The 315-nt window shown below is 36.5% G+C and carries 1 protein-coding gene; it reads left to right on the forward strand.

Annotated features, from left to right (window positions below; all coding sequences use genetic code 11):
* The coding region (gene thyA, locus FLQ44_RS21145; RefSeq protein ID WP_147695954.1) for a thymidylate synthase at positions 1–263 on the forward strand (263 nt) is incomplete at its 5' end.
* Between the last annotated feature and the right edge of the window lie 52 nt (positions 264–315).

The raw sequence follows: 315 nt of genomic DNA on the forward strand, positions 1-315 counted from the left end.
TTGCCAGTTATGCCTTACTGACTCATATGATTGCACAAGTTTGTGGTCTAGGCGTAGGAGACTTTGTTTGGACTGGTGGTGATACACATTTATATGTGAACCATTTTGAACAGGCAAGATTACAATTAACCCGTGAACCTTTGCCATTATGTCAGCTTAAACTTAACCCTGCGATTCAAGATATTTTTGATTTCAAATTTGAAGATATTGAAATTGTGGGTTATGAATCCCATGCTGCAATTAAAGCTCCAGTTGCTGTGTAATTTTTAATAATCCAATTTGTGATTTTGCTCCCTCTTTCAAGGAGGAAAATCA

The sequence above is a fragment of the Vogesella mureinivorans genome (assembly GCF_007644035.1).
In the GTDB taxonomy this organism is placed as follows: domain Bacteria; phylum Pseudomonadota; class Gammaproteobacteria; order Burkholderiales; family Chromobacteriaceae; genus Vogesella; species Vogesella mureinivorans.